23 protein-coding genes are annotated in these 21,877 nt (G+C 63.5%); 8 read left to right on the top strand and 15 right to left on the bottom strand.

The features are described from left to right. Positions 1 to 11: 11 nt before the first annotated feature. On the top strand, positions 12 to 1,196 hold the full coding sequence (locus LW136_RS01740; protein ID WP_102832281.1) for a BaiN/RdsA family NAD(P)/FAD-dependent oxidoreductase: 1,185 nt from the start codon (positions 12 to 14) through the stop codon (positions 1,194 to 1,196). 23 nt (positions 1,197 to 1,219) lie between these two features. Here LW136_RS01740 and LW136_RS01735 read toward each other — a convergent pair whose 3' ends face one another. The 6 genes from LW136_RS01735 to LW136_RS01710 all read right to left on the bottom strand — a co-directional run bounded on the left by LW136_RS01735 (position 1,220) and on the right by LW136_RS01710 (position 6,005). Further along, on the bottom strand, positions 1,220 to 1,402 hold the full coding sequence (locus tag LW136_RS01735) for a hypothetical protein (RefSeq protein WP_044314334.1): 183 nt from the start codon (positions 1,400 to 1,402) through the stop codon (positions 1,220 to 1,222). A 64-nt stretch (positions 1,403 to 1,466) separates the two neighbouring features. Then, positions 1,467 to 1,772 carry a hypothetical protein gene (locus LW136_RS01730; protein ID WP_014818790.1) on the bottom strand — a complete coding sequence of 102 codons (306 nt, stop codon included), beginning with the start codon at positions 1,770 to 1,772 and terminating at the stop codon, positions 1,467 to 1,469. Positions 1,773 to 1,923: 151 nt separating this feature from the next. Then, positions 1,924 to 4,146 carry a putative bifunctional diguanylate cyclase/phosphodiesterase gene (locus tag LW136_RS01725; protein ID WP_090520876.1) on the bottom strand — a complete coding sequence of 741 codons (2,223 nt, stop codon included), beginning with the start codon at positions 4,144 to 4,146 and terminating at the stop codon, positions 1,924 to 1,926. A gap of 222 nt (positions 4,147 to 4,368) precedes the next feature. Beyond that, positions 4,369 to 4,842, bottom strand: coding sequence for a hemerythrin domain-containing protein (locus LW136_RS01720; RefSeq protein WP_046617546.1), 474 nt, complete (start codon positions 4,840 to 4,842; stop codon positions 4,369 to 4,371). Positions 4,843 to 4,934: 92 nt separating this feature from the next. After that, a complete protein-coding gene (locus LW136_RS01715; protein WP_003301474.1) occupies positions 4,935 to 5,213 on the bottom strand; it encodes a DUF3509 domain-containing protein in 279 nt (92 codons plus the stop codon). Positions 5,214 to 5,390: 177 nt separating this feature from the next. Beyond that, on the bottom strand, positions 5,391 to 6,005 hold the full coding sequence (locus LW136_RS01710) for a class I SAM-dependent methyltransferase (protein WP_014818787.1): 615 nt from the start codon (positions 6,003 to 6,005) through the stop codon (positions 5,391 to 5,393). A 300-nt stretch (positions 6,006 to 6,305) separates the two neighbouring features. On the opposite strand from LW136_RS01710, the gene LW136_RS01705 reads away from it, so the two are divergent. Further along, positions 6,306 to 6,686: a response regulator gene (locus tag LW136_RS01705; protein WP_014818786.1), complete on the top strand. Its 381-nt coding sequence runs from the start codon at positions 6,306 to 6,308 to the stop codon at positions 6,684 to 6,686. A gap of 60 nt (positions 6,687 to 6,746) precedes the next feature. Here the strand turns inward: LW136_RS01705 and fba are convergent, their stop codons facing one another. The 7 genes from fba to LW136_RS01670 form a co-directional block, all read right to left on the bottom strand. After that, complete coding sequence (fba, locus tag LW136_RS01700; RefSeq protein ID WP_014818785.1) at positions 6,747 to 7,811, bottom strand: class II fructose-bisphosphate aldolase; 1,065 nt, start codon at positions 7,809 to 7,811, stop codon at positions 6,747 to 6,749. 179 nt (positions 7,812 to 7,990) lie between these two features. After that, positions 7,991 to 8,326 carry an MliC family protein gene (locus tag LW136_RS01695; protein WP_090520874.1) on the bottom strand — a complete coding sequence of 112 codons (336 nt, stop codon included), beginning with the start codon at positions 8,324 to 8,326 and terminating at the stop codon, positions 7,991 to 7,993. A gap of 23 nt (positions 8,327 to 8,349) precedes the next feature. Beyond that, on the bottom strand, positions 8,350 to 8,544 hold the full coding sequence (locus tag LW136_RS01690; protein ID WP_014818783.1) for a hypothetical protein: 195 nt from the start codon (positions 8,542 to 8,544) through the stop codon (positions 8,350 to 8,352). 134 nt (positions 8,545 to 8,678) lie between these two features. Then, positions 8,679 to 9,839: a phosphoglycerate kinase gene (locus LW136_RS01685; RefSeq protein WP_125875942.1), complete on the bottom strand. Its 1,161-nt coding sequence runs from the start codon at positions 9,837 to 9,839 to the stop codon at positions 8,679 to 8,681. Positions 9,840 to 9,887: 48 nt separating this feature from the next. Next, positions 9,888 to 10,934, bottom strand: a complete 1,047-nt coding sequence (gene epd, locus LW136_RS01680; protein WP_045666226.1) for an erythrose-4-phosphate dehydrogenase — start codon at positions 10,932 to 10,934, stop codon at positions 9,888 to 9,890. 102 nt (positions 10,935 to 11,036) lie between these two features. After that, positions 11,037 to 13,034: a transketolase gene (gene tkt / locus LW136_RS01675; protein ID WP_014818780.1), complete on the bottom strand. Its 1,998-nt coding sequence runs from the start codon at positions 13,032 to 13,034 to the stop codon at positions 11,037 to 11,039. Between the two features lie 93 nt (positions 13,035 to 13,127). Continuing rightward, on the bottom strand, positions 13,128 to 14,066 hold the full coding sequence (locus LW136_RS01670) for a LysR substrate-binding domain-containing protein (protein ID WP_234174521.1): 939 nt from the start codon (positions 14,064 to 14,066) through the stop codon (positions 13,128 to 13,130). A gap of 144 nt (positions 14,067 to 14,210) precedes the next feature. Between LW136_RS01670 and LW136_RS01665 the strand changes: the two genes are divergently transcribed. From LW136_RS01665 to LW136_RS01645, 5 genes are all read left to right on the top strand, one after another. Continuing rightward, complete coding sequence (locus tag LW136_RS01665) at positions 14,211 to 15,107, top strand: TauD/TfdA family dioxygenase (RefSeq protein ID WP_234174520.1); 897 nt, start codon at positions 14,211 to 14,213, stop codon at positions 15,105 to 15,107. Then, positions 15,104 to 15,706 carry a LysE family translocator gene (locus LW136_RS01660; RefSeq protein ID WP_014818777.1) on the top strand — a complete coding sequence of 201 codons (603 nt, stop codon included), beginning with the start codon at positions 15,104 to 15,106 and terminating at the stop codon, positions 15,704 to 15,706. The genes LW136_RS01665 and LW136_RS01660 overlap by 4 nt, the downstream gene beginning before the upstream one ends. 83 nt (positions 15,707 to 15,789) lie before the next feature. Then, positions 15,790 to 16,791 (top strand): ArsR/SmtB family transcription factor, encoded by a 1,002-nt coding sequence (locus tag LW136_RS01655; RefSeq protein WP_014818776.1) that lies wholly within the window; start codon positions 15,790 to 15,792, stop codon positions 16,789 to 16,791. 14 nt (positions 16,792 to 16,805) lie between these two features. Beyond that, positions 16,806 to 17,996, top strand: a complete 1,191-nt coding sequence (gene metK, locus LW136_RS01650; RefSeq protein ID WP_014818775.1) for a methionine adenosyltransferase — start codon at positions 16,806 to 16,808, stop codon at positions 17,994 to 17,996. Positions 17,997 to 18,220: 224 nt separating this feature from the next. Then, entirely contained in the window at positions 18,221 to 18,553 is a 333-nt protein-coding gene (locus LW136_RS01645; RefSeq protein WP_234174519.1) for a hypothetical protein, read from the top strand. A 59-nt stretch (positions 18,554 to 18,612) separates the two neighbouring features. Here LW136_RS01645 and LW136_RS01640 read toward each other — a convergent pair whose 3' ends face one another. Then, the gene (locus tag LW136_RS01640) at positions 18,613 to 19,374 is read right to left on the bottom strand and encodes an ABC transporter permease (protein ID WP_014818773.1); all 762 of its coding nucleotides are present in this window, start codon (positions 19,372 to 19,374) and stop codon (positions 18,613 to 18,615) included. A gap of 12 nt (positions 19,375 to 19,386) precedes the next feature. After that, positions 19,387 to 20,310, bottom strand: a complete 924-nt coding sequence (locus tag LW136_RS01635; RefSeq protein ID WP_234174518.1) for an ABC transporter ATP-binding protein — start codon at positions 20,308 to 20,310, stop codon at positions 19,387 to 19,389. 173 nt (positions 20,311 to 20,483) lie between these two features. On the opposite strand from LW136_RS01635, the gene LW136_RS01630 reads away from it, so the two are divergent. After that, positions 20,484 to 21,815 (top strand): ferredoxin reductase family protein, encoded by a 1,332-nt coding sequence (locus LW136_RS01630; protein WP_234174517.1) that lies wholly within the window; start codon positions 20,484 to 20,486, stop codon positions 21,813 to 21,815. Positions 21,816 to 21,877 lie beyond the last annotated feature (62 nt).

Here is a 21,877-nt window from a genome sequence, read left to right as displayed (position 1 = left end):
CGAGGTAAGCGCTGGTGCAGACTGACGTGGTGGTAATCGGTGCCGGTGCGGCCGGTCTAATGTGCGCCTTCACCGCCGCTGCACGGGGCCGCCAGGTCTTGCTGCTGGACCACGCCAACAAGGCCGGCAAGAAAATCCTCATGTCCGGTGGCGGCCGCTGCAACTTCACCAATCTGTACACCGAGCCGTCGAATTTCCTCTCCAGCAACTCGCACTTCTGCAAGTCGGCGCTGGCGCGCTACACCCAGTGGGACTTCATCGAGATGGTCAGCCGTCACGGCGTGCCCTATCACGAGAAGAAGCTCGGTCAACTGTTCTGCGATAACAAGTCCAGCGACATCCTCGAGATGCTGCTGGACGAATGCGCGCAGACCGGCGTGGATCTGCGTCTGGACACCCCGGTCAAGTCGATCGAGAAGCATGAAGAGGGTTATCTGCTACACACCGGCATCGGCTCGGTGCGCAGCCAATCGCTGGTAATCGCCACCGGCGGCCTTTCGATTCCGACCCTCGGCGCCAGCGGCTTCGGTTATCAGATCGCCCGCCAGTTCGGCCACAACGTGCTGCCGACACGCGCTGGACTGGTGCCTTTCACCATCACCGAGCCGCAGCTCAAGACGATCTGCACCGACCTGTCCGGCACCTCGGTGGAGGATTGCCTGGTCAGCTGCGCCGGCCAGAGCTTTCGCGAGAACATCCTGTTCACCCATCGCGGACTCTCCGGCCCGGCGATCCTGCAGATCTCGTCCTACTGGCAACCGGGAGATGTGGTGCACATCAACCTGCTGCCGCATCTCGACCTCGGCGAGTGGCTGGCGGCGCAGAAGCAGGAGCGTCCCAATGCGGAGCTGAAAACGCTGCTCGGCGAGGTTTTCACACGCAAGATGGCCGGACTGCTCTGCGAGCACTGGTTCGTATCCAAACCGCTGAAGCAATACGTACCCAGCGAACTGGAAGCGATTGCCGAGAAGCTCGCGGACTGGCAGCTGGTACCGGCCGGCACCGAAGGGTATCGCACGGCAGAGGTGACGCTGGGCGGGGTAGATACGCGGGAGGTGTCATCCAAGACCATGGAATCGCAGAAATCAGCAGGGCTGTACTTCATCGGCGAGGTGCTGGACGTTACCGGTCATCTGGGGGGGTTCAATTTCCAGTGGGCTTGGGCATCGGCCTACGCCGCAGGCCAGTTCGTCTAGCCTGCGCGACGCCGAATCGGCGCTTACTCGTTGGTCCGGTTGGACGGTGGCGAGATTTCCCGCGGCCCGGCGGGATCGGTCGCCGTGTTCTGGTATTCCTGCTGGTTGCGGGTGTTGTTGTCCAGTGCCGATCTTTCGTCATCCGGCGAGCAACCGGCCAGAGCCAGCGCGGTCAGCGCACCGGCGAATGCAAATTTCCACTTCATCGCTGTCTCCTGCTGAAGGCACCCCGCAGTTAGCGCGGAGTGCCCGGATCAGGTGGTGCCGAACTTACTGCGAAGTGCCGGTGCCAGTGCTCGGCGCGGTGCCGGAGCCGGACTCGGTGCCCAGGCCGCTGCCGTTGTCGGCTGGCGGAGTTGCCATGCCACCGGAGGTGCCGGTACCCGTTCCGGTGCTCGGCGCAGTGCCGGTCCCGGTGCCGGTGTCTGCAGGCGGAGTGGTGGTATCAGTGGAGGGTGCGGCAGGCTGCTCGGTAGTCGCCGGCGGCGGGGTCGGCTCGCGCTCGCGATCTTCATCCGGGCCGCAACCGACCAACAGGAGCCCGAGTACGGGGGGCAGCAGATAGGTGAGACGCATGGTTAACCTCCTTCAGAGTGGTCCGGCAGTGGCCGGCGAATTCTTGAATCCAGCAGATTCACAGAAGGTTGACCCCCGTTTGCCGCAAGAGTGCCCTGACCGCCCCGTCAGAGCCCATCCCCCCCGATCGGCTCGACGGGCGTCGTGATCGTTACGCGACCGCCGGCTGCGCGGGACGCAGCCGCCAGAGCCCGTCGACACAGCGCTCGCCGTCGAACAATGCCTGAAGTTCCGTAGCCGGCCGCGGCCGGCTGAACCAATAGCCTTGCACCAGCTGGCAGCCCTCGGCCACGAGGAACGCCACCTGCTCGGGGTGCTCCACGCCTTCGGCGACGACAGCCAGTCCCAGGCTCTGGCCAAGGCCGATGACAGCGCGACTGATCGCCACCGAGTCGGCATCGTCCGGTGCGGCGGCAATGAAGCTGCGATCGACCTTTAGCACATGCAGCGGGTAACGTTTGAGGTAACCGAGCGAACAATAGCCAGTACCGAAGTCGTCCAGCGCCAGGCGAACACCCAGCGCGGCAATCTCGTGCAGCGCGCCCATCATCAACTCGCTGTCCTGCATCAAAAGCGTCTCGGTGATCTCCAGCAGCAGGCTCGCGGGCGGCAGGCCGGTTTCACGCAGCACACGGGCCAGCAGCGCGGCGAAACCGGGCTGCTGCAGCTGACGAATCGACAGGTTGACCGCGCAGTACAGCTGGCTCTGACCCGCCAGCTGCCAGCGGCGCACCTGACAGCAGGCCTCGCGCAGCACCCACTCACCAACCCGGACGATCTCGCGCGACTCTTCCAGCACCGGAATGAATTCATTGGGCGCCACCGGCTGGTTATTGAAGCGCCAGCGCAGCAGCGCTTCAACGCCGACCAGATAGGGTTGATCGCCTGCTACACGGCAGATCGGCTGATAGTGCAAGGTGAATTCACGGCGCGTCAGCGCCTGCGCCAGTGCGCTCTCGAGCTCCAGCTGGCGCGCTGCCTTGGAATGCAGGCCATCGCAGAACAGCGCGAATTGGTCCTTGCCGGCGCTCTTGGCCCGGTACAGCGCCAGATCAGCCGCCTGCAGCGCGTTCAGCGCCTGGCCGTCACGCTGCAAGGGCGCGATGCCGATGCTGGCGCTGACCGACAGCGTTCGCTCGCCGAGCTGCAGCGGCTGACGCAGCGCGACCAGCATCCGTTGCGCCACACGCTCGGCATCGGCCTCGCAGGCCAGATCGCCGAGCAGGGCGACGAACTCATCGCCGCCGAAGCGTGCTAGGTGATCGCCGGGGCGCAGGCAGCGCAGCAAGCGCTGCGCCACCTCGACCAGCACCTGGTCGCCGGCGCCATGCCCGAGACTGTCGTTGATCAGCTTGAAGCGGTCCAGGTCCACGAACAGCAGCGCGGCAGCGCGTCCATGGGGACGCTGCTGCACCTCCTTGAGCAGCTCCTCGAGGTGCAGGCGGTTGGCCAGGCCAGTCAGCGCATCGTGACGTGCCGCGTGACGCAAGCAGTCTTCGGCGGCCTTGCGCGCGCTGATGTCGGTCTGCGAACCGGCCATGCGCAAGGTCCCCAGCTCGCAGCGTTCGGCCACACCGCGCACCAGCACCCAGAGGTACTCACCGCGCTCGGTACGGACGCGATACTCGTGAACCAGCGAAGGGCTGCGCCCGTTCAGGTGGTCGGCGATGGCCTCGCGCAACCCGGGCAGATCGTCCGGGTGCACCCGTTCGAACCAGCTGCGGCTGCAGTAGCTGGGTTGTGCTGGCATTGCCAGCATGGCGGTCCAGCGCTCGGAAAGGTGCAGCCGGTCATGCTCGACGTCCCACTCCCAGATGCCGTCTTCGGAGCCGCGCAACGCGCGCGTCAGGCGCGCTTCACTGTCCTCCAGCGCATGTCGCTGCGCCGCACTGTAGGTGTCGATGGCGAGAATCATGTCGAAGAAAACGATCTTCAGCAGGCTGTCGTAAATCGCATGCTGCTCGTCGTCGCCTACGAGGGCGCGCAGCATTTCCGACAGATAGAGGCGGTAAGCCCCGAGATACCACTCCAGGTCGACGCCGACGCGCTGATGCACCAGCCCGACCAGCAGGCGATCACGCACATAGTCGCGCTCATATGGTCCGCTCCAGAGGCGGCGGTAGTACTCCTGCTGGCGCTGTTTGAGGCGTGTCAGACCGGCGCGATCGCTGCGCATCGCTGACGGCTGGCCGAAGTCGGCAAGGTGTTCATAGAGTTTTTCGATGAAGACCCGATGCGCCGGCTCGAGCTCAGCAGCCGCCCGGTTAAGGCGCAGCGCATCGCTGGCTTGCCATTGCAGGAAACGCTTGCGCGTAAGGATCTGGTCGAGGCCCAGCCCGACTCGTTGCAACAGCGCCTTCAGCTCGTCTTCCATGCCTTTCCCGATGCGATGGCCCGCCCGGCGCGCCCACCTTCGCTTGGCTTTCTGCCAGTCAGGGGCGACGATCAGGTGTGGTACCAGTTGATGCCATAAAGCCATCTAGGGTCGCAGCGGCGCTTCGTCGCATTATTGATGCAAGTCAGCGAAGCGATGGGTCCGGGGACAGACGATAGTCGGGCGCACCGAGGCAGGACGCCCCGGCAGCCCATCCGGTACTCAGGCCGCCAGCTTGGCGGTGAGCTCCTTCTTGAGGCGGGTGCGTAGTTCGTTCATCTGCTCACCCATTTCCTCGAGGCGCTTGGCATCGAAAAGCTCGCGTGCCTGCGGGAACATTTCCGATTCCTCTTCCTCGATATGGTGCTCGAGCAGCTCCTTGCACACCTTGGCGCGACCGGAGAATTCGAGGCTGCCGGGATCGGTTGCCTTCAGATCCGGCAGTACCAGAGCATCCACCGCACGGTGTTCTTCCTTGGCCTCGTGGTACATCTTTGCTTCTTCCTTGCCGCCAGCCTCCTTGTAGGCGGGATAGAGAATCTGCTCTTCAAGCTGGGTATGGATGGTGACTTCCATTTCCAGCTTGCTCAGCAGCTCGGTGCGTGTCTTCACGGCACGCTCGGTGGAATCGGTCAGGCGCGTCAGCAGGTCCTTCACGCGCTCATGATCCTCAATCAACAGGTCGATGGCGTTCATGTGGCTATCCTCTTCGGCTTCACGGCAAACGAACCGGGCTCTGCGGCCCGGTGTCGAAAAATATGGCTGCGGTCATCCCGCAGCCGAGCGGCTCAGGCGTACTCGTAGGTCGGCAGTGCGGTACGGCTCTGGCTCTGCAGATGTGCGATGGAAGGCGACATCCCCGCCTCCAACGCGAGGTCCCGGCGTACCGAGCTGACGACCCATTCCAGTTGCATCCGGGTCTGGGTCTGGCCCTTGGAAAGCGCTCGCTTGACCAGAACACGGTCGTCGTTGCGCAGGGTTAACAGCAGCCCGCCATCCGGGCGGGGCTCGGTGAGCACTTCGAACTCAGGGAATGCGGCAGTGAGGAATTGTTGTGCAGCGGTCATTGTTCTGTACTCCAATAAGTTCCAGCGAACCTAACGGAGCAGCGTTCGTGCCAACCTAACCAATGATTTTTTATCTACCAAAAACAATAACTTATGAAATTATGCCCAGGCATTAAGCCGTGCAAAACGCAATACGAAGCGTGATGCAGGTTGCATTCTGCGGTCTGCATTGGCCGTTCAACCTTTACGCCAGACACTCGCTAGCCAAGGTTGTTCCTCCCGTGGCAGCCCGGCGGGGCGGTAGTAGTGTTCCAGTTCGACGAAACCGGCGGCCAGCACGCGTTCGCGCCAGGTCGGCCAGGCATACCAGACGCCGTAGCGATCGCCACTCCAGCCCTCCTGATCCTGACCGCGCGGGTTGGAGCAGAACAACACCCCACCCGGCTTCAAGCTATCGCTCAGCTGCAAAAGAACCCTGGGCAACTCGGTGCTAGGCACGTGAAACAGCACCGCATTGGCAAAGATGCCATCGAACGATTCGGCCGGAAGCTCCAGTTGCAGCAGATCCTGATGCCAGACTTCACAGCCACTGTCGGCGCGCGCCATCTCGACGAACGCCTCTGTTCCATCGAGGCCTATCGCCACATGCCCGCGGGTTCTCAGGGTCTTCAGATCACGACCTGGACCACAGCCGAGGTCGAGGATGCGCAGCGGCGGTTCTGCCTGAATGTGACGCAGAAGGGCATCGATGTTCTGGCTGACGTCGTGGTCGAGCGTACCCTCGCGGAAAGCCTCTGCATTGAGGCGGTAGTAATCGAGCGTGCGCTGCGCGGCGGCCTCGGTATCGTTCATGGGCGACTCCAGCAAGAGAATGGCGCAACCCTAGCGCGGCCTCGAGCCTAGGGCCAGTGCTGCGACCGACCTGTACTGCTGGTCAGGCGCCCCCGGCTAGGCGCCCCCGGCTAAGGTAGGCATTGAGCGTTGCGCCTGGAACGGCGAGGATGCCACTCACAACGTGCGCCAGCGCACAGTAGCCGGCGGAAAGCGACGACCGTCCGGCTGCAGGACTGAAACTTGCAGCGCGTAACCTGTCGAAATCCTGTCCGGCTCTACAACGGCTGGAATGCAGCGAAACGCAACATCGAGACCACCATGAACCACGCACTGCCGAAAATCGTTCTGCTCGTCGAAGACGAGCCGCATATCCTCAGCCTGCTCTCGGACTATCTGGCCAGCGAGGGCTACCAGGTACTGGAAGCGGACAGCGCGCCCAAGGCATTCGAAATCCTGGCGACCAAACCGCAGCTGGATCTGTTGGTAACCGACTTCCGCCTGCCCGGCAATGTATCCGGAGTGATGATCGCCGAGCCGGCACTCAAGCTGCGGCCCGACCTCAAGGTGATCTTCATCAGCGGCTATCCGATTGAAATCTATGAATCGGGCAGCCCCATTGCGCGCTCGGCGCCGGTGCTGGCCAAGCCCTTCGCCCTGGACACGCTGCACAGCCAGATTCAGGCATTGCTCGCCAGCTGACCGACACTGCGCCGAAACGAAAAAGCCCGCATAGCGCGGGCTTTTTCACGTCTGGACGGATCAGTTGATCTTCGGGTCCAGTTCGCCGCTGGCGTAGCGCTGGAACATGCCTTCCAGGGAGATCGGCTTGATCTTGCTGGCGTTGCCGGCGGTACCGAAGGCCTCGTAGCGGGCGATACAGATGTCGCGCATGGCCGAGACGGTCTTGGCGAAGTACTTGCGCGGGTCGAACTCGCTGGGGTTCTTCGCCATGAACTCGCGAATCGCGCCGGTGGAGGCCAGACGCAGGTCGGTGTCGATGTTGACCTTGCGCACGCCGTACTTGATGCCCTCGACGATTTCTTCGACCGGCACGCCGTAGGTTTCGCCGATTTCACCACCGTACTGGTTGATGATCTGCAGCCACTCCTGCGGCACCGACGAGGAGCCATGCATCACCAGATGAGTGTCCGGAATGCGCGCATGGATTTCCTTGATGCGCTGGATCGAAAGGGTGTCGCCGGTCGGCGGCTTGGTGAACTTGTAGGCGCCGTGGCTGGTGCCGATGGCGATCGCCAGGGCATCGACCTTGGTCTTGGCGACGAAGTCGGCGGCTTCTTCCGGATCGGTCAGCAGCTGGCTGTGGTCCAGTACGCCCTCGGCACCGACGCCGTCTTCCTCGCCGGCCATACCGGTTTCCAGGCTGCCCAGGCAGCCCAGCTCACCTTCCACGGAAACACCGCAGGCGTGAGCGAAGGCCACGGTCTGCTGGGTCACGCGCACGTTGTAGTCGTAGTCGGCGGGGGTCTTGCCGTCTGCCTGCAGCGAACCGTCCATCATCACCGAGGAGAAGCCGAGCTGGATCGAACGCTGGCAGACATCCGGGCTGGTGCCGTGGTCCTGGTGCATGCACACCGGGATGTGCGGGAATTCTTCGATTGCCGCCAGGATCAGATGACGCAGGAACGGCGCACCGGCGTATTTGCGGGCACCGGCGGAAGCCTGGACGATCACCGGGGAGTCGGTCTTGTCAGCCGCTTCCATGATGGCGCGCATCTGCTCGAGGTTGTTGACGTTGAAGGCCGGCACGCCGTAGCCGAACTCGGCGGCGTGGTCGAGCATCTGGCGCATGCTGATGAGTGCCATGTTTTCCTTTCTCCCGGTCTGGGTCGTTTGATCGTGTAGAGCCTGCCGCAGTGGCCGACGCTGTTCAAGCGCCGCACGCTGGGCGCGGCATTGTAGTGGCGGGGGCGGCAAATGCCAGCGTCCCGCCAGCTTTCAGTCGAAAACCCCGCATCGGCGAGGCCTGTATGAATCATTAGCCGCTAAATGCTGATGAGCGACGCACTGCAGCCATGGGCCAGCACCTTGTCATCGGCGACGCGGTACACCAGCGCCTCGTTACCCTTGTCGTGGAAAGCGAGTACGCCATCGCTATAGAAACTGCCGCGGGTGGCTGGTTCCTTTCGCAGGGTATGAATACGTTCGTCATTGCCCAGTTTCAGGTCGATCGCCGTGTGCTGATCGTCAGCGTATCGCCAGGCGATGTTCTGTTGACTCTGGCATTTCCAGCGCACGAATGGCGCATCCGGGCCGGATTGCCAGTGGCCACAACCGCCGAGCAGCAACGCTGCGATCAGCATGGACAGGCCTTTGTTCATTCCTTCTCCTTGGCAAACGGTGATCACGGGCAATCCTGCAGGCCGTCTTGCGTGGTGATGGTCGGGTCGCCCGTGGCCTGCATTTCGACGCGCTGGTCATGCTCGGCAGTCGGGCTGAGGACAGGCGGTGGGTCGAGTACCTGGCAAGCGCTATCCGGTGAATTCCCGGCGCAACCGGCCAACCCCAGGCAGCAAACAGCAACTACGGCATATCGCATGGTGCATCCCCTTTCCTTGTTCCAGATAGAACAAAGACCACGGCAAGCCGCCGGGGTTGCCCCATGCGCTGCCGGCCCAGCATCTCCTGGGCCGGCAGCGCATGGGGCAAGGCGTTCGCCTCGCGCGCGAAGTTTCAGTCGGCGCGCTGTTCCAGCACTTCGACCGCCGGCAGCACCTTGCCCTCGACGAACTCGAGGAAGGCGCCACCACCGGTGGAGATGTAGGAGATCTGCTCGGCCACGCCGTACTTGTCGATGGCTGCCAGGGTGTCGCCGCCTCCGGCGATGGAGAACGCCGGGCTCTGGGCGATGGCCTGAGCCAGCACCTTAGTGCCGTTGCCGAACTGGTCGAATTCGAACACGCCGACCGGACCGTTCCAGAGGATGGTCTGCGAAGCCTTGAGCATTTCGCCGAACATGGCGGCGGTCCTCGGTCCGATATCGAGGATCATGTCGTCGTCGGCGACGTCGGCGACAGCCTTGACCGTGGCCTCGGCACTCTCGGCGAACTCCTTGGCAACCACCACGTCCACCGGCAGCGGCACGGCAACCTTGGCCGCGATGGCCTTGGCGGTGTCGAGCAGATCCGCTTCATGCAGCGACTTGCCAACGTTGTAACCCGCCGCGGCGAGGAAGGTGTTGGCGATGCCGCCACCGACGATCAGCTGGTCGCAGATGTCGGCCAGCGAGGTCAGCACGTCGAGCTTGGTCGACACCTTGGAACCGGCGACGATGGCGACCATTGGCTTGGCCGGGGTTTTCAACGCTTTACCCAGGGCATCCAGCTCTGCCGCCAGCAGCGGGCCGGCGCAGGCCACCTTGGCAAACTTGGCCACACCATGGGTCGAGCCCTGGGCGCGGTGCGCGGTGCCGAAGGCGTCCATAACGAAAACGTCGCACAGCGCGGCGTATTTCTGCGCCAGCTCGTCGGTGTTCTTCTTCTCGCCCTTGTTGAAGCGCACGTTCTCCAGCAGCACCAGCTCACCCGGCTGCACCTCGACGCCTTCCAGATAGTCCTTGATCAGCGGCACTTCGCGGCCGAGGGCCTTGGATAGGTAGTCGGCGACCGGCTTGAGGCTGTCTTCCTCGCTGTAGACGCCCTCTTCCGGTCGTCCCAGGTGCGAGCAGACCAGCACCGCCGCGCCCTTCTCCAGCGCCAGCTTGATGGTCGGCAACGAGGCCAGGATGCGTGCATCGCTCTTCACCGCGCCATCCTTCACCGGCACGTTGAGGTCCTCGCGGATCAGCACGCGCTTACCCTGGAGGTCGAGATCGGTCATCTTCAAAACGGTCATGTTGGTCTTCCTTAAGGTCGAGAAGCAGCGATGTTCCAGGCGCGGGGGCTAGGTGCGATTGGCCACGCGCAGATAGTGGTCGGTGACGTCGAGCATGCGGTTGGCGAACCCCCATTCGTTGTCGAACCAGGCCAGCAGGTTCACCAGGCGCGGGCCGGACGCGCGCGTCAGGCTGCCGTCGACGATCGCCGAATGCGGATCGTGATTGAAATCGCAGCTGGCGTGGGGCAGCTCGGTATACGCCAGCAAGCCCTGCAAGGGCCCGCCTTCGGCGGCCTCGCGCAGCACCCGGTTGATCGTTCGCGCATCGGTATCGCAGGCGGTTTGCAGCGTGATGTCCAGACAGGACACGTTCACCGTGGGCACCCGCACCGCTTTGGCCTGAATCCGCCCCGAGAGTTCCGGCAGCAGGCGTTCGATACCCCGCGCCAGGCCGGTGGAAACCGGAATTACCGACTGGAAGGCCGAACGGGTGCGGCGCAAGTCTTCATGATGGTAGGCGTCGATCACCGGCTGATCGTTCATCGCCGAGTGAATCGTGGTGATCGAGGCGTACTCGATGCCCACCGCGTCGTTGAGCAGCTTGAGCAATGGCACGCCGCAGTTGGTGGTGCAGGAAGCGTTGGACACTAGCCGCTCGGAACCCGTCAGCTGTTGCTGGTTGATGCCCATGACCACCGTGGCATCGACATCCGCCGCGCTGGCCATCGGCTGCGAGAACAGCACCCGCGGCACACCCGCGGCGAGAAAGCGCTCGCCATCGGCGCGACTGGTGTAGGCGCCCGAGCACTCCAGCACCAGATCGACGTCCAGCGCCCGCCAATCGATGGCCTCGGGCGTCGACTCGCGCAGCACCTTCACGCAGTGTCCGTTGAGGTGCAGGCAATCGCCGTCCACGCTCACTTCACCGGGAAAGCGGCCGTGGGTGGAGTCGAAACGGGTGAGGTATTCCAGGCTGGCCATGTCGGCCAGATCGTTGAGGGCAACGAACTGAAAATCGAAGGCGGCGCCGCGCTCATAGAATGCACGCAGCACGCAACGGCCGATGCGGCCGTAGCCGTTGAGGGCGACGCGATAGGGACGGGCGTTGGCCATGGGTTCTTCGTCGGTCCTGCAGGTGGAAAACCGATGTTCTCCACCCTACGCGGATGGGGCTCGATGGGTGGATGGCCGCAGCCATCCACCCCATCTTTGCGGTCAGTCCTCCAGCAGCTCTTCGGCGACGGCGAGGATGTTGTCGACGGTGAAGCCGAATTCCTCGAACAGCTGGTTGGCCGGAGCCGATTCCCCGTAGGTGGTCATGCCGATGATGCGACCGTCAAGGCCGACGTACTTGTACCAGTAGTCCGCGTGCGCCGCCTCGACGGCGATACGTGCACCGACTTCCACCGGCAGCACCTGCTGTTTGTAGGCGGCGTCCTGGGCATCGAACACGCTGGTGCAAGGCATCGAGACGACACGCACCTTGCGGCCCTGCTCGGTCAGCTTGTCGGCGGCCTGCACCGCCAGGCTGACTTCCGAACCGGTGGCGATGAGGATCAGCTCCGGCTCGCCGGCGCAGTTCTTCAGGATGTAGCCACCGCGGGCGATGGCCGCCTCGGTCTCGTTGTCGCGCACGTGGAACGGCAGGTTCTGGCGCGAGAAGATCAGCGCGCTCGGGCCGTCCTTGCGTTCGACCGCATGCTTCCAGGCCACCGCCGATTCGACGGTATCGGCCGGGCGCCAGGTGTCCAGGTTCGGCGTGGTGCGCAGGCTGGTCAGCTGCTCGATCGGCTGGTGAGTCGGGCCATCTTCGCCAAGACCGATGGAGTCGTGGGTGAAGACGTAGAGCACGCGCTGCTTCATCAGGGCGGACATGCGCACGGCATTGCGGGCGTATTCCATGAACATCAGGAAGGTTGCGCCGTACGGAATCAGGCCGCCGTGCAGCGCGATGCCGTTCATGATCGCGGCCATGCCGAACTCGCGCACGCCGTAATACATGTAGTTGCCCGAGGCGTCCTCGGCTACCACCGGCTTGCAGCCCTTCCACAGGGTCAGGTTGGAGCCGGCGAGGTCCGCCGAGCCGCCGAGCAGCTCCGGCAGCAGCGGGCCGAAGGCATTCAGACAGTTCTGGCTGGCCTTGCGGCTGGCGATGGTTTCGCCCTTGGTGGCGACTTCACGGATGAACTCGCTGGCCTTCTCGGCGAAGTCGGCCGGCAGTTCACCAGCCATGCGCCGCTTGAACTCGGACGCCAGCGCCGGGAATTCGGTCTCATAGGCGGCGAAACGCTTGTTCCACTCGTTTTCCGCGTCGGCGCCCTTCTGCTTGGCGTCCCATTCGGCGTAGATCTCGGCCGGGATTTCGAACGGGCCGTGTTTCCAGCCCAGCGCCTCGCGGGTCAGCGCGATTTCGGCATCACCCAGCGCAGCGCCGTGGGATTCTTCCTTGCCCTGCTTGTTCGGCGAGCCGAAGCCGATGATGGTCTTGCAGCAGATCAGCGTCGGACGGTCGCTCTTGCGCGCGGTCTCGATGGCCATCTGGATCTCGTCGGCGTCATGGCCGTCGACGTTGCGGATCACCTGCCAGCCATAGGCTTCGAAGCGACGCGGGGTGTCATCGGTGAACCAGCCGTGCACTTCGCCGTCGATGGAGATGCCGTTGTCGTCGTAGAAGGCGATCAGCTTGTTCAGGCCAAGGGTCCCGGCCAGCGAGCAGACTTCGTGGCTGATGCCTTCCATCATGCAGCCGTCGCCGAGGAACACATAGGTGTTGTGGTCGACGATGTTGTGGCCGGGGCGGTTGAACTGCGCCGCCATGACCTTCTCCGCCACGGCGAAACCGACAGCGTTGGCCAGGCCCTGACCGAGCGGACCGGTGGTGGTCTCGACGCCGGCGGTGTAGCCGAACTCCGGGTGGCCCGGGGTTTTGCTGTGCAGCTGGCGGAAGTTCTTCAGGTCATCGATGGTCAGGTCGTAACCGGTCAGGTGCAGCAGCGAGTAGATCAGCATCGAGCCATGGCCGTTGGACAGCACGAAGCGGTCGCGGTCGGCCCACTGCGGGTTGGTCGGGCTGTGCTTCAGATGATCGCGCCAGAGGACTTCGGCGATGTCCGCCATGCCCATGGGGGCACCCGGGTGGCCGCTGTTGGCTTTCTGCACAGCATCCATGCTGAGGGCGCGGATGGCATTGGCTCGCTCACGACGGCTGGGCATCGCTGAATCTCCTGCGGGTGTACGTAGAAAAAGGCGGCCATTTTCCCCTACCGAGGGTGGCCCCGGCAATGACTGAATGGCCGCCGCGCGCGCTCAATCCAACAGCTCGACGCCCTGACTGGTCACGTCCGGCAGGTGTTCGAGCAGGTAATCGCGCATGCGCATCAGGGTCGCCGACTCATCGCCGCCGCCAGGCCAGACCAGGTAATAGCTGTCACCGGACTTCACTGCCTGATGGAACGGCAGCGCTAGGCTGCCGCGCTGCAGCTCGGCGCCGACCAGCGCCAGGTCGCCGATCGAGACACCATGCCCCTGCGCCGCGGCGGAGATGCCCAGCTCGAGGGTGTCGAACAGCTTGCCCTGCTGCCAGGCGATCTGATCCGCGCGCCCGGTACGCTGCAGCCAGCGCCGCCAGTCACGGCAATCCCGCGAGGGATGGATCAGCTCCGCCTCGCCCAGCCGCTGCGTGGTCCAGGCCGTGGTGCCAAGCAGTTCGGGGGCACAGACCGGCACCAGCCACTCATCGAACAGCTTCACCCGTCGCAAATCAGCGGGGAAACCGCCGTTGCCAAGCAGAATTGCACAGTCGAACGGCTCGCTACTGAAATCCACTGCGTCCAGATCCATCCAGGCACTGGTCAACTGCACGCGGTTCTGCGGATTGGCCATATGAAAGCCCTCCAGCGTGCCCAGCAACCAGCGCATGGTCAGCGTCGACGGCGCCTTCAGGCGCAACGCACCGCGCTGGCGGGTCACCGCAACGCAGGCGTTTTCGATGGTGCGAAAACCGATCTTCAACTCCTGCGCCAGCAGTCGCCCGGCATCGGTCAGCGTCAGACGCGAGCCGTGCCGCTCGAACAGCTGGCAGCCGAGATGCTCTTCCAGCGTCTTCACGTGCCGGCTGACCGCACTCTGGGTGATGAACAGGCTCTGCGCGGCCTGGGTGAACGAGCCGAAACGCGCCGCCACCTCGAAGGCGCGCAAGGCATAGAGCGGCGGCATGCGCGGTGCTGCGACAACCGAATCCGGCATGACTAAAACTCATCCTTAGGGGTCATTTTTTCCATTTTCCAATCTTTTCCAGCGTCCCAATACTGCGCCAGCAATGGGTTCCGGGCCAACTTCGGTATTCACTTAGCGCGCACGCGCACCAATAAAAACTCAGGAAAGGATGCCATGCAGAACAAATACTACGAGACGCTCCTGGCCAATGCGGTAGAGAAGAGCGCACTGCAGCATGAGCAGATCGGCCAGATCATCAATTTCAGATTGTTCGGTAACAAGAAAGGCTTCATGACCCTCGAAAGCCTGCCCATCGGCGACATCCCGCCAACACCGCTGAGCCGCGACCTGCTTTGCAAACCCGACGACAGCAGCGAGCGCCTTCTGCTGCAGGCCACCGCCCTGCTCGGCGAACCGATCGGCTATCTGCAGGAGTCCGAGGGCTGCATCGTCAACAACTTCTTCCCGCAGCAGGCACATTCCCGCGGTGCAACGTCGGACAGTTTCGATACCGAACTGGACCTGCACACGGAAAACGCCTTCCACGCCGTACTGCCCGACTATCTGGTGCTGCTCTGCCTGCGCCAGGACCCCGACGCGGAGGCGGTCACCTATATCGCCTCGATCGAGCGCATCCTCGAGCGGCTGACCTTCGAAGAGCAGGCGTTCTTCCTCACCGAGCCGTACAACTTCCTGTCCGATTACGGTCCCACCGAAAAGAACCAGCGCATCGACATCAATCGCCACCAGACCATCCTCTACGGCGACCCGGATGCACCTTTCTTCCGTTTCGACCCGCACTTCATGCTGGCCTTCAGCAGCCGCGCCCAACAACTGATGGACAAGCTGCGCGCCATAGCCTGGGAGGTGGTCGAGCCGGTGCGGCTGAATCGTGGCGACATGCTGATCATCGACAATCGCCGCACCGCTCACGCGCGCAGCCCCTTCAGTGCACGCTTCGACGGCAGCGATCGCTGGATCCAGCGCGCCTTCGCCATCACCAATCCGAACTTCTATGCCGAGCGCCTGGGCAAACGCAGCCGGGTGTTCGCCCTGGTGACCGAACTATGAACGCTACCTATCTCGCCTTCGCCGCGGCGGTCGCCCTGCTGATCGCATCTCCCGGACCGGTGGTCGCACTGGTGGTATCCGACGCGCGCCGGCGCTGGCCACTGTGGACGATTCTCGGCGGTGCGCTGTCTGCGCAGATCCTGATGATCGCCGCACTGGTGATGATCTACCTGGCGCTGGACCTCGACCCGCTGGTGCTAGAAGCCGGGCAGATCCTCGGCGGCCTTTACCTGATCTGGCTGGGCTGCGACAGCCTGTGCGGCGGACGCAGCGAGGCCGCCATGCCCAAACGCAGCGAGGCGCACTATTTCTGGCGGGCCATGGCGGTGGGCCTGTCCAACCCCAAGGACATCCTGTTCTTTCTCGCCTTCCTCCCCGGCTTCATCCTGCCCGCGCAGCCGTTCGCGCCACAGGCGACGGTGCTCATCGTGATCTGGGCGGTGATCGATCTAAGCATCCTACTCGCCTACAGCCTGCTCTCGCGCCGCTTGGCCGGCGAAGGACTGATTCAGCGCCTGCTGGATATCCTGCCGAACTACTTCCTCATCGGCCTTGGCCTGGTGTCGTGCACCCTGGGGTTGTCCCGCCTGCTGCAGTAACCCTGCGCCCCAGAAGGGCAATATCAAAACTTTTTGATATTGCCCTTGCTGTACGAAAAGTGACCGTCTAGACTGCGCGCCTTATGAGCCTGCGCATGCCCCAGATCCGTTTCGACGCCAGTGATTCGCTCGCCGCCCTGTGCAAGGCCGGCGGCGATGCATTGCGTTTGAACGTACTGAGGGCGCTGGCCAGTGACTCGTTCGGCGTGCTCGAGCTGGCGCAGATCTTCGCCATCGGTCAGTCCGGCATGAGCCACCACCTCAAGGTACTTACCCAGGCTGGGTTGCTGGCAACCCGCCGCGAAGGCAACGCGGTGTTCTACCGGCGCAGCCTGCCGCTGGTCGACAGCCCCGGCGGCAAGCTGCACGCGGCGCTGCTCGAGGAAGCCGATCGGCTGGAGCTGCCGCGCGAGATCGAGGCCCGTATCGCCGCCGTGCATGCCCAGCGCAGCGCCGCCAGCGAGGATTTCTTCGCGCGCATGGCCGACAGCTTTCAGGCCCGCCAGGATCTGATCGCCGGGCTGCCGCAGTATCGCGACAGCGTGGTGGCCCTGCTCGATGCACTGAACTTCGATGCCAGCGCCACGGCGCTGGAAGTCGGTCCCGGGGATGGCAGTTTCCTTCCGGAGTTGGCGCGGCGCTTCGCACGCGTAGTAGCGCTGGACAACAGCCCCGCCATGCTCGACCTGGCGCGTGCGCGCTGTCAGGAAGCGGGGCTGACAAACGTCGAGCTGAAGCTCGCCGACGCACTGCACGACGACTGCCCGCCGGCCGACTGTGTGGTGCTGAACATGGTGCTGCATCACCTGGCGGCGCCCGGCGAGGCGATCAAACAACTGGCACGGCTGGTGAACGCGGGCGGCAGTCTGCTGGTCACGGAGCTGTGCAGCCACAACCAGAGTTGGGCCAGGGAGGCCTGCGGCGATCTCTGGCTGGGCTTCGAACAGGACGATCTGGCCCGTTGGGCCGATGCCGCGGGGCTCACGCCCGGCGAGAGCCTCTACATTGGCTTGAAGAACGGTTTTCAGATCCAGGCCCGGTACTTTTCCCGGTCCGTCCCTGACGACCGACTCACCCACCGGTAATAGGAAACCGATAGATGAGCGAATACTCGATTTTTACCTCCGAGTCCGTATCCGAAGGGCATCCGGACAAGATCGCCGACCAGATCTCCGATGCGGTGCTCGACGCCATCATCGCCGAGGACAAGCATGCCCGAGTGGCCTGCGAAACCATGGTCAAGACCGGTGTGGCGATCGTTGCCGGTGAAGTCACCACTTCGGCCTGGGTCGATCTGGAGCAACTGGTGCGCGACGTCATCGTCGACATCGGCTACAACAGCTCGGAAGTCGGTTTCGACGGCGCCACCTGCGGCATCATCAACATCATCGGCAAGCAGTCGGTGGACATCGCCCAGGGCGTCGACCGCACCAAGCCGGAAGACCAGGGTGCCGGTGATCAGGGCCTGATGTTCGGCTACGCCAGCAACGAGACCGACGTGCTGATGCCGGCGCCGATCCGCTTCTCCCACGCCCTGGTCGAACGCCAGGCTGAAGCACGCAAGAACGGCCTGCTGCCATGGCTGCGCCCGGACGCCAAGAGCCAGGTCACCTGCCGCTACGAGAACGGCAAGGTCGCCGGCATCGACGCCATCGTGCTGTCCACCCAGCACAACCCCGAGGTCAAGCAGAGCGACCTGCGCGAAGCGGTGATGGAGCTGATCATCAAGCACAGCCTGCCCGCGGAGCTGCTGCACAAGGACACCCAGTACCACATCAACCCGACCGGCCAGTTCGTCATCGGCGGCCCGGTGGGCGACTGCGGCCTTACCGGCCGCAAGATCATCGTCGACACCTACGGCGGCATGGCCCGCCACGGCGGTGGCGCCTTCTCCGGCAAGGACCCGTCCAAGGTCGACCGCTCGGCCGCCTACGCCGGCCGCTACGTGGCGAAGAACATCGTCGCCGCCGGCCTCGCCGATCGTTGCGAGATTCAGGTGTCCTACGCCATCGGCGTGGCCCAGCCGACATCCATCTCGCTGAACACCTTTGGCACCGGCAAGCTCAGCGACGACAAGATCATCGCTTTGGTCCGTGAGCATTTCGATCTGCGTCCCTACGCGATCACCCGCATGCTCGACCTGCTGCACCCGATGTACCGCGCCACCGCGGCCTACGGCCACTTCGGCCGCAACCCCTACGAGATGACGGTGGGGGCCGACACGTTCACCGCCTTCACTTGGGAAAAGACCGACAAGGCCGACGCTTTGCGCGCCGCTGCCGGGTTGTAAGCGCGACCGCACCGACAAAAAGCCCCGCCGGCGCAAGCCGCGCGGGGCTTCTTGCTTTCAAGAGGGGGTAGAGCCGCAACACACACCATCCGCTGCAAGCAGTGCATCACGAAAGCTCCATTCCAGAGCCTTTCCGTTATGCAGGCCAACAGCTATCATCACCGCCCTTTTCGAACGGACTCGATCGATCACCTGTTGTGATCGGCATTACAAGGAGCGTATCCATGCGTATTTCCCTTATTCTCGGCTGTGCCGCCGTTATCCTCGCCAGCACCTCGCTGCAGGCCGCCACCACTGACGCGCAAGCCAAATGCCAAGCCCAGCTGGCCGCCCAGCAGGGCAATCTGGAAACCGGCAAGCTGCTCGGCCAGATGCTAGGCAACGAAAAACTCAGCAATGCGCTGAATCAGGTCGAAGACGGCTGCGCTCAGTTGGACGCCGACAGCCTGGCAGCCAACGCAGCTGGCGACGACGCTGGAGCAGTGAATGAGAAGGTCCAGGCTGTCACCCAAGCCAAGGATGCGGTTCTCGGTCTAGGCAAGATGTTCGGCAAGTAAGCCCCCGCCCGACGCGCTGATGAAAAAACGCCCGCATCTGCGGGCGTTTTTGTTGGTGGCTAGTTCTTCAACCGATAGCCGGTCTTGAATATCCACCACACCGCCAGCAGACAGGCGCCGAGGAAACCAAGAATCATCGCCAGGCTGACACCGACGCTGATGTCCGAGACGCCGTAAAAGCTCCAGCGGAAGCCGCTGATCAGGTACACCACCGGGTTGAACAGGGTGACCTTCTGCCACAGCGGCGGCAGCATCTCGATGGAATAGAAACTGCCGCCGAGAAAGGCCAGCGGCGTGACGATCAGCGCCGGAACGATCTGCAGCTTCTCCCAGCCATCGGCCCAGATGCCGATGATGAAGCCGAACAGGCAGAAGGTGACCGCCGTCAGCACCAGGAACAGCGCCATCATCAGTGGGTGCTGGATTTCGTAATCGACGAACAGCCGCGCGGTGACAAGGATGATCACGCCGAGCACCAGCGACTTGGTCGCCGCCGCACCGACATAGCCGATGACGATCTCGACATAGGACACCGGCGCCGACAGCACCTCGTAGATGGTTCCGGAATAGCGCGGCATGTAGATGCCGAACGAGGCGTTGGAGATGCTCTCGGTGAGCAGCGCCATCATGATCAGGCCGGGGATGATGAACGCGCCGTAGGGGATGCCGTGCATCGCCTCCATGCGCGCACCAATGGCCGAGCCGAACACCACGAAGTACAGCGAGGTGGAGATCACCGGCGTGGCGATGCTCTGCAGCAAGGTGCGCCAGGTGCGCGCCAGTTCGAACAGGTAGATCGCGCGGATCGCGTAGAAATTCATGCGGGCTTTTCCTCAGCGACCGTGAACCAGATTGACGAAGATTTCTTCCAGCGAGCTCTGGCTCGACTGCAGATCCTTGAAGTCGATGCCGTGGGCCGCCAGGCGCCGGAGCAGCTCGGCGATGCCAGTGTCCTCATGCTGGGCGTCGAAGGTGAACACCAGCTGGTTGCCGGCATCGGTGAGCTCCAGCGGATAGCTGGCCAGTTCCGCGGGAATCTCGGCCAGCGGTCGCTGCAGATGCAGGGTCAGCTGCTTCTTGCCAAGCTTGTGCATCAGCACGTCCTTGTCCTCGACCAGAATGATCTCGCCGCGGCTGATCACCCCGATGCGGTCGGCCATTTCCTCGGCTTCTTCGATGTAGTGGGTAGTGAGGATGATGGTCACGCCACGCTCGCGCAGGCCGCGGACCATTTCCCACATGTCACGACGCAGCTCGACGTCGACGCCGGCGGTGGGCTCGTCGAGGAACAGGATCGACGGCTCGTGGGACAGCGCCTTGGCGATCATCACGCGGCGCTTCATGCCGCCGGAAAGCTCGAGGATGCGGGCATTGCGCTTGTCCCACAGCGACAAATCGCGCAACAGTTTCTCCAGGAACGAATCGTCCGGCGCCTTGCCAAACAGGCCGCGCGAAAAACTCACCGTCGCCCAGACGCTTTCGAAGCCCTCGTTGAACAGCTCCTGCGGCACCAGACCGATCTTCGATCGGGCGGCGCGGTAGTCCTGAACGATGTCGTGGCCGTCGACCAGCACTCGCCCGCTGCCGGGGTTGACGATGCCGCAAATGATGCTGATCAACGTGGTCTTGCCGGCGCCGTTGGGTCCGAGCAGAGCGAATATCTCGCCCTTGTGGATCTCGAGGTCGATGCGCTTGAGCGCCGGGTGGCCGGAAGCGTAGGTCTTGGTGAGCTGCTCAATGGCGATCACTGGTTGCACGGGCTCGTCTCTTCGAGGAATCAGGGGCGGAATTGTAGAGAAAAACGTAACGCAGGGCGCCCGCCGTCTCCCAGTCACGATTCGTAGTGACCGTGATCATGGCGGCGTCGCGGCACTGCATACATGCTTGGAAGCGCTGGCACACGGGTCGCCAGCAAGGAGGCTTTCCCGAAATGAGACAGATAAAACTCACCTACGTCGCGCTGTTCGTCGGACTGACGCTGCTCTGGTTGCTGGTGGACGACTTCATCATGGCTCGCTACCAGTTCTGGCCGCTGCGCAAGGTACTGGTGCACTACAGCGGCGTGCTCGGCATCGTCGCGATGAGCGTGGCGATGGTGCTGGCGGTGCGGCCGCGGCGCTTCGAACGCTTCTTCGACGGTCTGGACAAGACCTATCGACTGCATAAATGGCTGGGCATCAGCGCCCTGGTGATCGCCATCTTCCACTGGGGCTGGGGGCAGATACCGAAATGGCTGGTCGGCTTCGGCTGGCTGGAAAAGCCGGCGCGACGTGCCGGTGAGGGCCAGATGCATGAGGGCATCTTTGCTCTGCTGCAGCGCTTTCGCGGCCTCGCCGAGACGATAGGCGAATGGGCGTTCTATGCCGCGGCAATTCTGATCGTGCTGGCGCTGGTCAAGCGCTTCCCCTACCGCTGGTTCTTCAAGACGCACCGTTGGTTGGCACTGGTCTATCTGGCCCTGGTGGCGCATGCAGCAGTGCTAACGCCGCCGGACTATTGGACATCGCCATTGGGCGTGGTCCTCGCCGTGCTGATGGCTTCGGGTTCCGTCGCGGCCTGCATTTCGCTGTTGCGCCGCATCGGCCGCAAGCATCAGGTCGTCGGCCGCATTGATGGACTTACCCATCATCGCGACAACCGCGTGCTGCGCGTCGATATCAAGCTCGACGGTCCCTGGCCGGGGCACAAGGCCGGGCAGTTCGCCTTCGTCACCTTCGACGAGAAGGAAGGGCCGCACCCCTTCAGCCTGTCCTCAGCCTGGTGCAACGATGGCAAGCTGTCCTTCTCTATCAAGGGGCTCGGTGACTACACCCGCACCCTGCCGGACACCCTGAAGGTGGGCGACGCAGTGAAGGTCGAAGGACCTTATGGCTGTTTCGATTTTCACAGTCGCAAGCCGCGCCAGATCTGGGTCGCCGGCGGCATCGGCATCGCGCCGTTCATTGGCCGCTTACAGGCGCTCGCCGAGAGCGGCAAGGGCAACAATGTCGATCTGTTCTACTGCACCAGCGCGCCGGACCAGGGCTTTATCGAGCGCATCCGCCAACTGGCCGAGCGCGCCCGGGTGCGCCTGCACGTACTGGTAGCCAGCGAAGGCGGACGCCTCACGCCAGAGCGCCTTCGCCAGCTGGCACCGCAGTGGCAGGACAGCGACGTCTGGTTCTGCGGCCCGGCCGGCTTCGGTCAGGATCTGAGCAAGGACCTGCAACGCCACGGCCTGCCACCGAGGGACTTCCACCAGGAATTGTTCAATATGCGCTGACGCACGGTCGCGCCGCATTGAGCCGGCGACAATGAGTCACTTGGCCTTCAACGATCGGAGGC

The organism is Stutzerimonas kunmingensis, from assembly GCF_021432085.1.
Taxonomy (GTDB): domain Bacteria; phylum Pseudomonadota; class Gammaproteobacteria; order Pseudomonadales; family Pseudomonadaceae; genus Stutzerimonas.
The sequence above is the reverse complement of the archived record's forward strand: the minus strand, read 5'-3'. Positions and strand labels throughout refer to the sequence as shown.